This is a genomic window from Streptomyces sp. NPDC107517 (assembly GCF_055582645.1).
The window spans coordinates 264,998-278,326 of the sequence record NZ_JBVJPM010000007.1 but is presented as its reverse complement, the minus strand read 5'-3'; the positions used below and the strand labels follow the sequence as shown (position 1 = coordinate 278,326).

Here is a 13,329-nt window from a genome sequence, read left to right as displayed (position 1 = left end):
AGGCCAAGGCGCCTGCGGGGTCGCTGCTCGCACTTGGTACACGCCAATGCCTTGACGCCACGATGGGCACTCCTTTAAATCAAGAAGTGAAGGAAGTGCCTCAAGTGGCCGTCGTCGGCGTTCACTTCCGGATGCTTCGCTTGCTTCTTTGTCATGCACGCGACCCCCCACACGACCCCCACACGTGAAGCGATGTGATGACCGTGCGCTCATCCTGGCGCCGTCGCGCCTCCCTGTACGCCGCCTCCCTGGCCTGCTGCGCCGCGAGCCTGGCGGCGATGCCCAGCGGCGCGTCCGCCGCCCCTGCGCCCATCGACAGTCCCGCGAAAGCCGCCGCGGCCACGTTCACCGATGATTTCAACGGCGCCGCGGGCTCTGCCGTCGACGGCGGCAAGTGGCAGATCGAGACCGGCGACAACGTCAACAACCATGAGCGGCAGTACTACACGGCGGGCAACAGCAACGCCGCGCTGGACGGCCAGGGCAACCTGGTCATCACGGCCCGCAAGGAGAACCCGAACAACTACCAATGCTGGTACGGGCGTTGCGAGTACACCTCGGCCCGGCTCAACACCTCGGGCAGGTTCACCCAGGCCTACGGTCATGTCGAGGCCCGGATGAAGGTGCCGCGCGGGCAGGGCATGTGGCCCGCGTTCTGGATGCTCGGGGACGACATCGGCAGCGTCGGCTGGCCCGCCAGCGGCGAGATCGACGTCATGGAGAACGTCGGCTTCGAACCCAGCACGGTCCACGGCACGCTGCACGGCCCCGGATACTCGGGCTCGGGCGGCATCGGCGCGGCCTACACGCTGCCCGGCGGACAGGCCTTCGCGGACGGATTCCACACGTTCGCCGTCGACTGGGCCCCGAACTCCGTCAAGTGGTCCGTCGACGGCAACGTCTACCAGACCCGAACGCCCGCCGACGTCGGCGGCAACCAGTGGGCGTTCAACAAGCCGTTCTTCCTGATCCTCAACCTCGCGGTCGGCGGCTACTGGCCCGGCGACCCCGACGGCAGCACGAGCTTCCCCCAGCAGCTCGTCGTCGACTACGTCCACGTGACCACACAGTAGGAGGGGACGATGTCCCGGGGTGGAGGGTGTCCGACGGACTCCACTGCCCCGGGACATCGGCGTCCGGTTCACGGTGCCGCCGGGCCGTACCCCGTCAGCTCGTCCGTCAGGGTCATCAGGCGCCGGCGGGCCTCCTTGTCGTAGGCCTGTTCGTGGGCGCGGGCGTCCGTGAAGCGGTCGAAGTACCGGCCCGTGGTGGAACCGAGCTCCGGGTCCGTGATCAGCCGCACCGTCGGCCGGACGCCCTCGTCGATCCCCGTCACCGGAGTGAAGCCGTACGCGCGCACGCCTTCCGTGTCCATAAGATGCGCCGGATGCAGGGCGTTGACCGTGACTCCGGTGTCGTCTAGTTCCGCACCCAGTTCGAACGTGGCCATGATCAGGGCGAGCTTGCTGCGGCAGTACGCCCGCAGCCCCTCGTAGTCCCGCTCCAGCATGACGTCGTCGAAGTCGATTCGCTCCTGCCCCATGGAGGCGACGTTGACGACGCGGGCGGGCGCGGAGGCCTTGAGCAGGGGCAGCAGGCCGCGGATCAGGGCGTAGGGGGCCAAGTGGTTGACGGCGAAGCGCAGTTCGTGGCCCTGCGCGCTCAGCTCCCGCCGCAGCGGCTCCGCGCCGCCACCGGCGACCGCGTTGTTGACCAGCGCGTCGAGACGGGGTTCGGCGTCGCGGACGCGGTCCGCCATGGCCCGCACCTGGTCGAGGTCCGAGAGGTCGGCGAGATACGTACGGACCGTGGCGTCCGGTGCGGCCGCCCGCACATCGGCGACGACCGCTTCGAGCCGTCCCGCGTCACGGCCGTGCAGGAGGAGGGTGTCGCCACGCGCGGCGAGGTCGAGCGCGATGCCGCGGCCGAGGCCCTGGGTCGCTCCGGTGATCAAGGTGATGCGCGCGGGGCGGGAGAGATTCATCGTTTCTCCTTCGTGGATACGCCCGGCTTTGGCCGGGGGTGGAAATGACGCTCGCGCGTGGGCGGGGCAGGGAGGGCGGATTCGCCGTCGGGGCGGATCGGCGTACACCGAAACTGCTGGCGAGGGGCACTGCGAAGAGCAAGAGGGCTCAACTGTCAGTCCTCCCAGGTAGGTTCCGATGCATGACGACAGAAGCGACCACGCAGGCGGCCGGCCATTGCCGGTACACCTACCGCGTGCGTCTGTCGGCGTCGGCCCGCACTGCGCTCGAAGCCGAGTGGGACCGGGCGCGTTGGGTGTGGAACGAGTGCGTCGCCAAGTCCAAGGCTGTCCACGCGCACAACCGGGCGAGTGGCGAGAAGACGACGTGTGGGCCGGTCCAGCTCGCGGCGATGCTGACCGAGGCCCGATCGCGCACGCCGTGGCTGGCCGATGGTGCCTGCGTTCCTCAGCAGCAGCTGATACGCGACTTCGGCAGGTCGCGTGCGAAGGCCCTCAAGGACATCAAGGCGCGGTTGCCGATGCGGCAGCGGGCCGGGATGCCGAAGTACAAGAAGAAGCGCGAAGCGCTGCCCACCCTCGAATACACCAAGCGAGGGTTCCGCCTCAAGGACGGCCGTCTGCATCTCGCCGGCCACATCGTGGTGCCGCCGGTGTGGTCGCGCGAGCTGCCCGAGCCACCCTCGTCGGTGCGCGTGTACCGCGATGCGGTGGGGCACTGGTGGGCGTCCTTCGTCGTCCCCGCACAGACCGAGAAGCTGCCCGCAACCGGTCGCGTGATCGGCATCGACTGGGGTGTCAAGGAGACCGCGACCACCACATCCGACGACCACGACCTTCCCCATTGCCAGCACGGGCGGACAGCCGCGCAGAAACTTGCCCGCTATCAGCGGATGATGGCCCGGCGCCGCCCTGCGAAGGGACAGGCCGGATCGAAGGGATACCGCGAGGCAAAGCGGCAGAGTGCGAAACTGCACCGCAAGGTCGCGGCCCAGCGGCAGGACACCGGCCGCAAGTGGGCCAAGAAGGTCGTCCGCGACCACGACGCCCTGGCCGTCGAGGACTTCAAGCCGAAGTTCCTTGCGAAGTCGACCATGGCCAGGAAAGCCGCAGATGCCGCGATCGGCGCCACCAAGGCGGCGCTTGTCGAGATGGCCAGGAAGCACGGCCGGACCATCCATCTGGTACACCCCGCGCACACCACGATGGACTGCGCGCAGTGCGGAGCGAGAACCAAGCACGCGCTACCTCTTTCGATGCGAACGTATGCCTGCACCGCATGCGGAGCCGTCTCGCCGAGAGACAAGAACTCCGCCCGTGTGATGCTGGTCCGGGCTGGTCTTCCACCCGGCTAGTGCTGATCGTGTAAGATCTGCACCCCCGCCGGGGGGCAGGCGACGTGAGCTAGGAATCCCCCTCAATTGGGGGAGGAGTCAAGACGCCCATCCTGGACGGCGCGGCGCCACAGATGGAGGGAGCGCACCACGCCTGGTGTTCCCCTCACCACTCATCGCTGCGCACGTCGCTCCTCCCGCCGTTCGACGACGGCTGCCGCCAGTTCCCGTACGTCGGGGTCCGGGTCGGACACCAGGCGGGCCAGGAGCGCGTCGACCCCGGGCGTCGACCAGCCGGCGACCGCGTCGGCGAGAGCCTCGCGGACCGCCGGCTCCGGGTGGTCAGCGAGCCGGGAGAGCCGTTCCACCGGGCCCCGCCGGCGCAGGCCGAACCAGTGCAGCGCCTCGCACAGCGCCGTGGCGTCGCCCGGCTCTCCGGCCGCCGCCACACGTCGCAGCAGGACCGGCGCCGGGGGCGGTGGGCCGTCGTACGGGTGCGGCCTGCGCTCACGCAGCCGCCGGGACCCGTATTCGCCTCGCACCCGGCAGCCCGCACACGTGCACGGCACGACCCCGTGCGCGTCGGGGAAGTAGCGCCAGCCGGTCACCTGCCGGACGGCGCGGACGCGGAGGACCTCGCGTTTGGCGACCGCCCGGGGGACGAACACCTCCCACCCGCGCGGGTCGTCCATCGCGGCCGCACGGCGCACCGCGTCAGCAGCCGTCGTCGCCAGCGGGTCGCGGTGGTACCGGCCCACCGTGACCGGCTCGTCGTCCGGCAGCCGCACCTGGACGGCGACGAGCCCGCGCGGCCCGCCGTGCCGTGCCAGCTCCCGCAGCCACTGGTGCGTAAGCGTGTACGACGCGAGCACGGGAAAGCAGAACACTCCGCGCCCGCCGTCGTGGTGCCGGCTGACGGCCCGGATACCCGCCCGCCTGATGCGCGCCGCGTTGGCCTGGGGGGTCAGGTGTACGAACATCGCCATGGCCGCGATCCTAGGCGCCGCCGCCCGCCGGCCGGCCGGCGTGTCACTTGCCGAGTTCGGCGGCGCGGGCCGCCCGGCGGGCGAACACGCTGTCCTTCGTGTCCTCCATCTCGCGCAGCGCCGCCTGGCGTTCACGCCGGGCGAGCCGGTCCAGATACGTGCGGCCGTGGAGGTGGTCCGTCTCGTGCTGCAGACAGCGCGCGAAGTAGCCCCGGCCTTCGATCACCAGCGGATTGCCGTCCTTGTCGTGACCCCGGACGACTGCGTGGTCCGGCCGGGCCACGAGTTTGTAGGGGCCGGGGACAGACAGGCACCCCTCCGACTCCTCGGCCAGGACGCGTTGCGCGGCGGGCAGTTCGTCGAGGACCGGGTTGGCGATGTGCCCGACATGACGCACGCCCCAGTCGTCCGTGATGTCCCACACGAAGAGCTGGAGGTCCACATCGACCTGGTTGGCGGCGATGGCCGCGCCGTCTGCGACAGCGTTCGTGGCGAACATGTCGTCGATCAGGCGGCACAGATCGGGGGTTCCGAACTGGGTCACCTCACGGCATCGGCGGTGCAAGATTCCCTCCCCCACGACGGTGATACGACGCACCGTTCCGCGCGCGGCCTCCGGCGGAAGGGTCGGGTAGGAGTCCACCGGTACACCCTGCACCCGCACCCTGAGATCTTGTGATGTTCCGTCACTCAGTCGATTGCACATGGGTGTTGAAGCCTCCTGAGCAGGCCGATGGAGGGCCGGGAGCGCGCACCCGGCCCCGCTCGGCGGACTTGACCGACTTGACCAACTGCTTTGCAAAGTAGCACTCTTTGCAAAATGAGCGACCAGGAACGACCCACAGCCCCAGCCGGCCCTGACCTTGGCTCGGTCTCGACCTCGACCTCGGACTCCGGCTCCGGCTCCGGCTCCGGCTCCGGCTCATGGAATCCACGGCACGGAGCGCGCCGCCCCCTGCCCGACCATCCGGTCCGCGTCGCGCTCCTCGACCTGCTCGCCGAGGTCGGCACGGTCACGTCCACCGAGGCCGCTGCCCGCCTCGGCCACAGCTCCGGCCTCTGCTCGTTCCATCTGCGCCAGCTCGCGCGCTACGGCCTCATCGAGGAGGCGCCACCCACGGACGGACGGGCCCGTCCGTGGCAGTTGCGCTGGGAGTCCGACCACCTGACGGACCAGGCCGGCGCAGTGGAGTTCACCACGCCGGCCCACGGCCTCCTGGACGAGCGCTACCGGCACCGCCTGGCCCACCTGGAACAGGCACCGCCAGCATGGCGCCACGACGACTCGTTCAGCGCCGTGCTGCGCCTCAGCCCTGACGAGGTGAGCCAACTGGCCTCGTTCATACGCCAGTTGATGACCGATTTCCAGGCGCGTCACGACGCGGCCGCGACGCGCCCGGCGGACACCGTGGCGGTCACGGCCGTCGCGCGACTGTTCCCTCTGCTCGACGAGGACGCGGCTCCCGCTCCACGGCAGAGCGAGCCCCCGACGGCAGCTAGCGGATCTTGAAGCTGTCCACGATCAGCTAGCTGCCCGTCTTCATCACTCCCTTGATCGTGTGCTCGCCCTGCGCCAGGCCCGACTTGCTGAACACGGTCTGCTGATGCTGCCGCGTGGGGCTCGCGTTGTCGATCGTGCCCGCCGGCTGCCCGTCCACGTAGAGGTCGACCTGCCCCTCGTCGCTGTTGATCTGGGTGATGACGTCGATCGCCGTGCCGTTGAAGGTGAGCTCGAAGGAGTCGCCCTTGTTCTGTGTGGCGTGCACGTCGTCGGCCCAGCCGCCCGCCCCGCCGCGCGAGGCGTTCTTCCAGTCCCAGCCCGAGCCGGTGTACACGACCCCGGGCGTGTTGTTGATCCGTTCGCCTGACTCGGGCTTCTGGACGGTGAGTTGAGAGGATGCCTGGTTGCGCCAGATCGCCAGCGGGACGTCGGCGCCCGGGGCCGAGCTGTTGTAGACACTCCAGAAGCTGTCGCGGCCGGTGACCTTCTTGCCGTCGATCTCCCGGATGACGTCGTTCGTGCGCAGGCCCTGCCGATACGCCTCCGACGTGGTGGGGACGGTGGGCAGATGCAGACCGTCGTAGTCGGTCAGACCCGTGGCCGACTTGACCGCGTCGGAGTAGATACGTGTCGCCGACGCCCCGAGCAGCGGTTCCTGGAACGCGTCGAGCGTGTCGGTGGGGGTGTCGTCGACCCATTCGAGCGGGGGTGGCGTGGGGCTGCCGGCCTTTCCGAAGCCGTCCATCGCGAAGGGACGGAAGCCGAGGGCGCGCGCCGGGGAGTCCGCCTGGAGCGTGTAGTCGAGCTTCTTCGGATCGGTGAAGGGCGAGGCTCCGGTGAACTTGGGGTCGGCCGTCACCGAGTGCGTGTCGAGGCCGAGGGCGCGCCACGCGTCGGTGACGCCGGTGACCGGCCTGCCGTTGTTCCAGAACAGGTTGTTGTCGACGGTCGGCTCGCTCTTCGCCATGTCGGCCTGGATCAGGCTGTACGGGGTGCCGGTGACGAAGACGTTCTTCTCCACCGTGTCGCCGCTGTCCGCGTACCAGACGTGGAAGTGGGCGCCGCCGTTGACGAAGATGTTGTTGCGCACGGTCCGGTGGAAGCCTTCGCGGAGCTTGACCCCTCCGTTGAGGAGGAGGTTGTCCTCGATGAGGTAGTTCGAGCTTCCGTCGTCGAGGTCGATGTCCCAGTGCGAGGAGTGGCGGATCCGGTTGTGCCGGATGACGGTGGTGTCCATCGCGTCGAGCTTCGCGTACGACTTCTTCGTCGCGTCGTCGGCGGCCAGCGGCCAGAACCGGTCGCGGCCCCAGGAGTTGATCGGCCCGTGGTCGGAGGTCTCCTTGACGCAGTTGAAGATGTCGTTGTTCTCGATGACGTGTCCGCCCCAGGTGCCGTCGTTGATGTCGACGCAGGCGCGGGGTCCGTCGTGGATCGTGTTGCCGTCGACGGTGACGCGCCGGCTCATCGAGATCTGCACGCCGGAGGTCTGCTTCTCGAACTGCCCGTTGTCGTGTATGTAGTTGTCGCTGATGTGGATGTCGCGCGGGTAGTTCTCGGTCTTCGGCCCGGGTGTGGTGTCCGTGATGGTCTTGCGCATGCTGTCCCAGGTGGACGGCTCGCGGACCGCGTCGCGGTTGCCCACCACGGCTACGTCGGAGGCGCCCGAGTGACTGAACTCGTTGCCGGAGACGGTGTCTTCTCGGTTGTAGCCGTCGACGAAGAGGGCGTTGCCGCCTACCTGGTCGAAGAGCGAGTCCCGTACGGCGACGTTCTCGGTGTTCTTGAGGTGGACCGCCGCGGCGCGCGCGATCGCCCAGTCGCCGAGCTGGAGCTTCTCGTACGGATGGTCGAAGAGGGTGCGGTGGGTACGGGCGAACGTGAATCCGGAGAAGCTCAGATCGTGCACGGCGTCGTCCGGTCCGCCGCCCTGCACCCTGATGAGTTCGTCGAGTTCAGCGGTCTCGATGTGCGCGGAGGCGAGATCGGCCCCCTTCGGAGGGAAGAAGTAGAGCTTGCCGGCCGCCTTGTCGTAGAACCACTCGCCGGGGGCATCGAGTTCCTCGAAGACGTTCTCCACCATGCGGTACGTGGTGTGCAGGCCGCTGCCGCGGTTGTTGTCGCCCACCCAGTCGAGCTGCGGGGTGCCGTCGGCCTTCAGCCCGGCGACCCGGTAGGAGTTGCCGCCCCACTCCCCTTGGTGCAGGCCGCGCACGAGCGCGGTGGTGGGGTTCTTCCAGCGGGCGGCTCGCTGCGCCGAGATGGCGTCAGCCGCGTAGCCGCCCAGGATGGCGGTCCTGGGGTCGAAGTTGGGGTAGCGGGCGAGGACCTGGCGCTCCCCGTCCAGGAAGAGACCGTCGAAGTCGAGGCCCGTGCCTATGTCGGCGACCTTGACACTGTCGTTGTACGAGTGCCACTCGGGCCGCAGCGATCGGCCGCCGCTGACGACGACGCGTTCACCGGGTGCCGCCAGGTAGTGGACCGGGGCGCGGTCCGTGCCGGAATCTTTCGGGCCGAACGTCAGCGTGTGGTCGAGGCGGTAGGTGCCCGCGTGCACCACGACGTCGACGGGTCGCTCCCGCTGCTTGCGCACCTCATTGCGGGCGGCTTCCTGGGCGCGCTCCACTGTGCGGAACGGCCTGGCCGCCGAGCCGTTGGCGCGATCGTCGCCAGTGGACGCCACATGGAGGGTGACGGTCTTGCCGCCACCCGCGGCCGCCGACGCGGTGGGCGCGGTGGCGGCGCCGAGGCCCAGCGTGACACCCACCGCCGCGGCGAGCAGGCAGGGGAGCGGGGATCTTCGGCTCTTGCGGAAACCTGGGACGGTACGCACGGGGACTCCTGAGGCCGGGCAGGTCGGGGTTGACCATCGATCTACGGACCGAACATCCAACGTTTGATGGACAGTTGGCTCAAGTGAGGAGCGTCTGGCCACGGAAGCTATAAATTCATCGGATGACTGTCAAGGGATGCTGCACGCATCGGCTGCCCGATGCCCCGTCGAAGGCGTCCCGGCGGGAGAGACGATCAACTACCCTGCCTGCGACCACTGCAGCAGACCGGTCACTGCGGTACCCCCGGCTCCCCACGCTCCCCCGCCCACCAGCGGATATCTCAAGAGATGCGGTCCGTCATGCGCGAAGACACCCTCGTCCACGCCGCCAAAGGCGTTCATCTGGTCCACGGCAGTGACACGAACTGGGTGATCCTGAGCGAGGGCGACGCCGTCACTCTCATCGACTGCGGCTATCCCGGCGACCGGCAGCAGGTCCTGGACTCACTGGGCGCGGCGGGCCACTCGCCCGAGGCGGTTACGGCGATCCTGCTCACCCACGCGCACAACGATCACCTCGGGTCCGCCGACTACCTCAGCCGCACCTTCGACGCACCGGTGTACGCGCACGAGGCCGAAGTCCCGCACGCCCGGCGCGAGTTCTTGCACCAGGTCCCGCTCGGCCGGGTCCTGCGCAACGGCTGGCGCCCGGGTGTCCTGCCCTGGGCCGTCCACGCCCTGCGCTCCGGCGGGACGACGGACGCCCGCGTCGACCGGGCCCAGCCGTTCCCCACTGAGGGCGCCCTCGACCTACCGGGCCGCCCCGTCCCCGTCCACACCCCTGGGCACACCGCGGGCCACTGCGCCTACCACCTTCCCGGCGCGGGCATCGTCATCTCCGGCGACGGCCTGGTCACCGGCCACCCGACCTCGCGCATGCGGGGGCCTCAGCTCCTGCCCACCATGTTCGACAGGGACCGCGACCGCACCCGCGACTCCCTGGACGTGTTCGCGAGTCTCGCGGGCGACATGCTGCTGCCCGGACACGGCCCGGTACACCACGGTTCGGTGAGCGAGGCCGCCAGGACGGCACACGAACGTGCGACCCCGGCGCGGCACAGGTCGTGACCGGACTGTCTCAGTCCTGCGAACCGGAGCGGCGCCTGGCTGCGACTGCGTACACGCCGGCGCCCACGGCACCGGCCACCAGTGCGGTGCCCGCCAGGAGCTGTGCGGCGTCGGCGTTGGAAAGGCTTCCGCCGTCACCGGCCTCCACTCCCCCCGGCACGGTGGGCGTGGTGGGACGCGTCCCTCCGCCGGAGATGACGAGCTTGGCGGTGCCACGCTGCCCCTTGCAGTCGAACGTCACGTCGTACTGGGCACCCGGCTTCGCGTCGCGGGAGACCGTAGCCTTCGCCGAACGGCCACCATTGAGCGTGACGTCACCGAAGACCGGCGCCGTGACGCGCACGGCCGGCGTCTTGCACCGGGTGGCATTGAGGGTGACGGTCCCGCCGGGGGACACGGACGTCGGAGAGACCGTGAATCCGAAAGGGTTGCCCTTGTTGCCGCTGCCATCAGTGCGACCTGCACTACCGACGTCGTCGCCACTTTGATCGGTACCGCTGTCGGAACGGCCACCACTGTCGGATTCGCGCGAGGGGGTGGTGTCGCCCCTGTCGGCTTCGGGGGTGAGGCTGGTGCCACCACTGTCGGCTTCGGGAGTGAGGGCGGTGTCACCGCTGTCGGAATCGGGAGTGAGGCTGGTGCCACCACTGTCGGAATCGCGAGTGAGACCGGTGCCACCACTGTCGGCTTCGGGAGTGAGGCCGGTGCCACCACTGTCCGACTTAGGCGTGGGGGTGGCGCCACCACCATCGGCCTCGGGGGTGAGAGCGGTGTCACCACTGTCCGACTTAGGCGTGGGGGTAGCGCCACCATCGGCCTCGGGAGTAGGGGTGGCGTCACCACCGTCGGCTTCGGGATTGGCGGTGGCGCCACCACTGTCGGCGTCGTAAGTGGGGGCGGTGGAAGCACCGCCGTCCGCCAGGGACACCGGCGCGGTCACGGACAGAAGCGCGGCGGCGCCGAACAGCGCTGCGGAAGCGAGACCTATGGAACGCACAGTGGACCCTCCAGACAGAAATACCTCCTGACTGTGGGAACGCTAGGTTCGGCTCCGGCGGGCAGCGACCCGGGCGCCGCCGAACGGACCAGCCCTGCGGTGCTCCGCAGGGGATCACGTTCAGTGACCGGCGAAGAGTTCCGTCACGAAGGCGTTGCTGAACTTCCCTGCCGGGTCCAGCTCTTGTCGTAGCCGCTGGAAGTCGGGGGCTCGTTCGTAGAGCGCGGCGACGGTACTGGGAGCCGCCGCCGTCAGCTTCCCCCAGTGAGGGCGCGCCCCGAGCGGCAGCAGTCGGTCCTCGATGGCGCCGATGACCGGGAGTACGTCGTCGGGGCGGCGCACCCAGGTGAAGTGGAGGGCGAGGGATGCGCGGCCATGGCTCGGGCTGAGCCACAGGGCGTCCGCGGCGACGGTGCGGATCTCCGAGACGAGGAGTACCGGGGCGATCCGGTCTCCGAGCGCGCGCAGGGCCGCCATCGCTTCGGCCGCGGCCTCGCGCGGCAGGAGCAGTTCGGACTGGAGCTCCTCGCCGTTGCTCGGGGTGAAGTCGGGGCGGAAGTGGGGCAGGCGCTCGTGCCACGGTCCGGGGACGCCCAGCTGCTCGGTGCAGAAGGCCGGTGGCATGCCGGGGACCGGGTGGCGCGGGCCGTCCGCGAGCCGGCCGCCCATCCAGCGGTCTCCCGGGGTGCCGGTCGGCAGGCGGTCGGTGCGGCGCTTCAGCCACACCGTGGCGGTGTCCGCACGCCAGTCGGTGAACGCGCTGACGCTGTACGCGGCGCCGAACACGGCGTCGAAGTCCTCGGCGATGCGGTCCAGCGGCACGTCGTCGTACACCCACTGGGCGACGTCGAAGGCGGGTTCCACGGCGAGTGTCATTCCCACCACGACACCGAGTGCGCCCAGATTGACCACGACACCGGGGAACTGGTCCGGGTCGGAGGCGCGGTCCACTGTCGTCCGCGTGCCGTCGGGGCCGATCAGCTCGATTCCGGTCACCGCGGTGGCCAGACCGCGCAGTGAGTCCCCGGAACCGTGCGTGCCGGTGGCGCACGATCCCGCGACCGAGATGTGCGGCAGCGACGCCAGGTTGGCGAGAGCGAGACCCCGCTCCTGGAGCGCCGAGGCTACCTCCGCGTAGCGCATGCCGGCCGAGACGCGCACGGTGGCGCGGTCCTCGGACACCCGCACCCGGCGCTCGAGCCCGTCGATGAGCACGAGGTCGCCGTCGGTGTCCGCGATGCGGTTGAAGGAGTGTCCGCTGCCGAGGACCCGTACCTTCTCGGCGGAGGCGACGGTCCGGCTCAGCTCGGCCTCCGACGTCGGACGGTGGACCCGCGCCGCGCCGAAGGTGACGTTTCCCGCCCAGTTCCGCAGTGGTGTATCGGTCGCGGGCATCCGCATGTCCGTCCTCAAGGGGGTGTTCGCGTTCAACTATTTCGACACTGAAGACGCATGTTGCGAAACCTAGAAGGATCTTGCCTGTGCGTCAAGGCTGCTGGGGTGCGTTGATCCCCTTGCCCCGTCTCACCCCCAAGAAGTTACGATCCGTACCGTGAACTCCTCAGCGGTGCAGAAGAAGCAGACCCCGGCGTCCCAGGAGGCTTCCGGGGCCGGCACGGCGACGCTGGCTGAGATCGCCCGCGAGGCGGGAGTCTCCGCACCGACTGTTTCGAAGGTCCTCAACGGCCGGGCCGACGTCGCCCCGGCCACCCGCGAGCGGGTCGAGGAGCTGCTCCGCCACCACGGATACCAGCGCCGCAGGGCCAACACCACGGCCATACCCCTCCTTGAACTGGTCTTCCACGAGCTGGACAGCTCCTGGTCGATGGAGGTGATCCGCGGGGTCGAGAACGTGGCGCGCGAGGAGGGACTCAGCCTGGTCCTGTCCGAGCACGCCGGGCAGCTCAGCATCGGCCAGTCCTGGGTCGACGGCGTTCTCGCCCGCCGTCCCACCGGCGTGATCGTCGTCCTGTCCGGGCTGGACGCCGCTCAGCGGGCGCAGCTCACCAGCCGTGACATCCCGTTCGTGGTGATGGACCCGGCGGGCGACCCCGGTGACGACGTGCCCGCGATCGGCGCCACGAACTGGCAGGGCGGGCTCGCCGCCACGCGGCACCTGCTGGAGCTGGGGCATCGCCGGATCGGTGTGATCGCCGGCCCCGCGGGGATGATGTGCAGCCGTGCCCGGATCGACGGCTATCGGGCGGCCCTGGAGACGGCCGGGGTCGCCTTCGACCCGGCGCTGATCCGTGAGGGGACCTTCCACCACGAGTCCGGGCACGCGGCCGGTCTCGAACTGCTCGGCCTGCCGGACCGGCCGACCGCCGTGTTCGCCGGCAACGACCTCCAGGCGCTCGGCGTCTACGAGGCGGCCCGTGAAATGGGCCTGCGGATCCCGGACGACGTCAGCGTGGTGGGCTTCGACGATCTGCCTCTGGCCCGCTGGGTCGGGCCGCCGCTGACCACCGTCCGCCAGCCCCTGGTCGAGATGGCCGAGGCGGCGGCACGGCTCACCCTCGACCTGGCACGGGGCAAGAAGCCCGCCACGCTCCGCATGGATCTGGCGACCCGCCTCGTCGTGCGGAGCAGCACGGCGGCGCCCGCCGAGCGGTAGCCCCCGCTCCCACCT

Annotated in this window: 11 protein-coding genes; 5 read left to right on the top strand and 6 right to left on the bottom strand. The window is 69.8% G+C overall.

The genetic code is table 11. From position 1 onward, the window contains the following. The first annotated feature begins 197 nt into the window (after window positions 1-197). On the top strand, window positions 198-1,073 hold the full coding sequence (locus ACZ67T_RS19220) for a glycoside hydrolase family 16 protein (RefSeq protein WP_469985394.1): 876 nt from the start codon (window positions 198-200) through the stop codon (window positions 1,071-1,073). Window positions 1,074-1,141: 68 nt separating this feature from the next. On the opposite strand, the gene ACZ67T_RS19215 is transcribed toward ACZ67T_RS19220, so the two are convergent. After that, window positions 1,142-1,984 carry an SDR family NAD(P)-dependent oxidoreductase gene (locus tag ACZ67T_RS19215; protein WP_469985393.1) on the bottom strand — a complete coding sequence of 281 codons (843 nt, stop codon included), beginning with the start codon at window positions 1,982-1,984 and terminating at the stop codon, window positions 1,142-1,144. A 182-nt stretch (window positions 1,985-2,166) separates the two neighbouring features. Here ACZ67T_RS19215 and ACZ67T_RS19210 point away from each other — a divergent pair, with 182 nt between their 5' ends. Then, window positions 2,167-3,339 carry an RNA-guided endonuclease InsQ/TnpB family protein gene (locus tag ACZ67T_RS19210; protein WP_469985391.1) on the top strand — a complete coding sequence of 391 codons (1,173 nt, stop codon included), beginning with the start codon at window positions 2,167-2,169 and terminating at the stop codon, window positions 3,337-3,339. Between the two features lie 152 nt (window positions 3,340-3,491). On the opposite strand, the gene ACZ67T_RS19205 is transcribed toward ACZ67T_RS19210, so the two are convergent. Next, a complete protein-coding gene (locus ACZ67T_RS19205; protein ID WP_469985390.1) occupies window positions 3,492-4,304 on the bottom strand; it encodes a HEAT repeat domain-containing protein in 813 nt (270 codons plus the stop codon). A gap of 43 nt (window positions 4,305-4,347) precedes the next feature. Further along, window positions 4,348-5,010: a peptide deformylase gene (gene def / locus ACZ67T_RS19200; protein ID WP_469985389.1), complete on the bottom strand. Its 663-nt coding sequence runs from the start codon at window positions 5,008-5,010 to the stop codon at window positions 4,348-4,350. Window positions 5,011-5,124: 114 nt separating this feature from the next. Between def and ACZ67T_RS19195 the strand changes: the two genes are divergently transcribed. Beyond that, window positions 5,125-5,814 (top strand): helix-turn-helix domain-containing protein, encoded by a 690-nt coding sequence (locus ACZ67T_RS19195; protein ID WP_469985387.1) that lies wholly within the window; start codon window positions 5,125-5,127, stop codon window positions 5,812-5,814. Between the two features lie 16 nt (window positions 5,815-5,830). Here ACZ67T_RS19195 and ACZ67T_RS19190 read toward each other — a convergent pair whose 3' ends face one another. Beyond that, a complete protein-coding gene (locus ACZ67T_RS19190; RefSeq protein WP_469985385.1) occupies window positions 5,831-8,635 on the bottom strand; it encodes a right-handed parallel beta-helix repeat-containing protein in 2,805 nt (934 codons plus the stop codon). A gap of 300 nt (window positions 8,636-8,935) precedes the next feature. On the opposite strand from ACZ67T_RS19190, the gene ACZ67T_RS19185 reads away from it, so the two are divergent. After that, entirely contained in the window at window positions 8,936-9,703 is a 768-nt protein-coding gene (locus tag ACZ67T_RS19185; RefSeq protein WP_469985383.1) for an MBL fold metallo-hydrolase, read from the top strand. Window positions 9,704-9,713: 10 nt separating this feature from the next. Here ACZ67T_RS19185 and ACZ67T_RS19180 read toward each other — a convergent pair whose 3' ends face one another. After that, window positions 9,714-10,700: a DUF5585 domain-containing protein gene (locus ACZ67T_RS19180; RefSeq protein WP_469985381.1), complete on the bottom strand. Its 987-nt coding sequence runs from the start codon at window positions 10,698-10,700 to the stop codon at window positions 9,714-9,716. A 120-nt stretch (window positions 10,701-10,820) separates the two neighbouring features. Beyond that, window positions 10,821-12,095, bottom strand: a complete 1,275-nt coding sequence (locus tag ACZ67T_RS19175) for an FAD-binding protein (RefSeq protein WP_469985380.1) — start codon at window positions 12,093-12,095, stop codon at window positions 10,821-10,823. A gap of 172 nt (window positions 12,096-12,267) precedes the next feature. Between ACZ67T_RS19175 and ACZ67T_RS19170 the strand changes: the two genes are divergently transcribed. Beyond that, a complete protein-coding gene (locus ACZ67T_RS19170) occupies window positions 12,268-13,314 on the top strand; it encodes a LacI family DNA-binding transcriptional regulator (protein WP_469985529.1) in 1,047 nt (348 codons plus the stop codon). Window positions 13,315-13,329 lie beyond the last annotated feature (15 nt).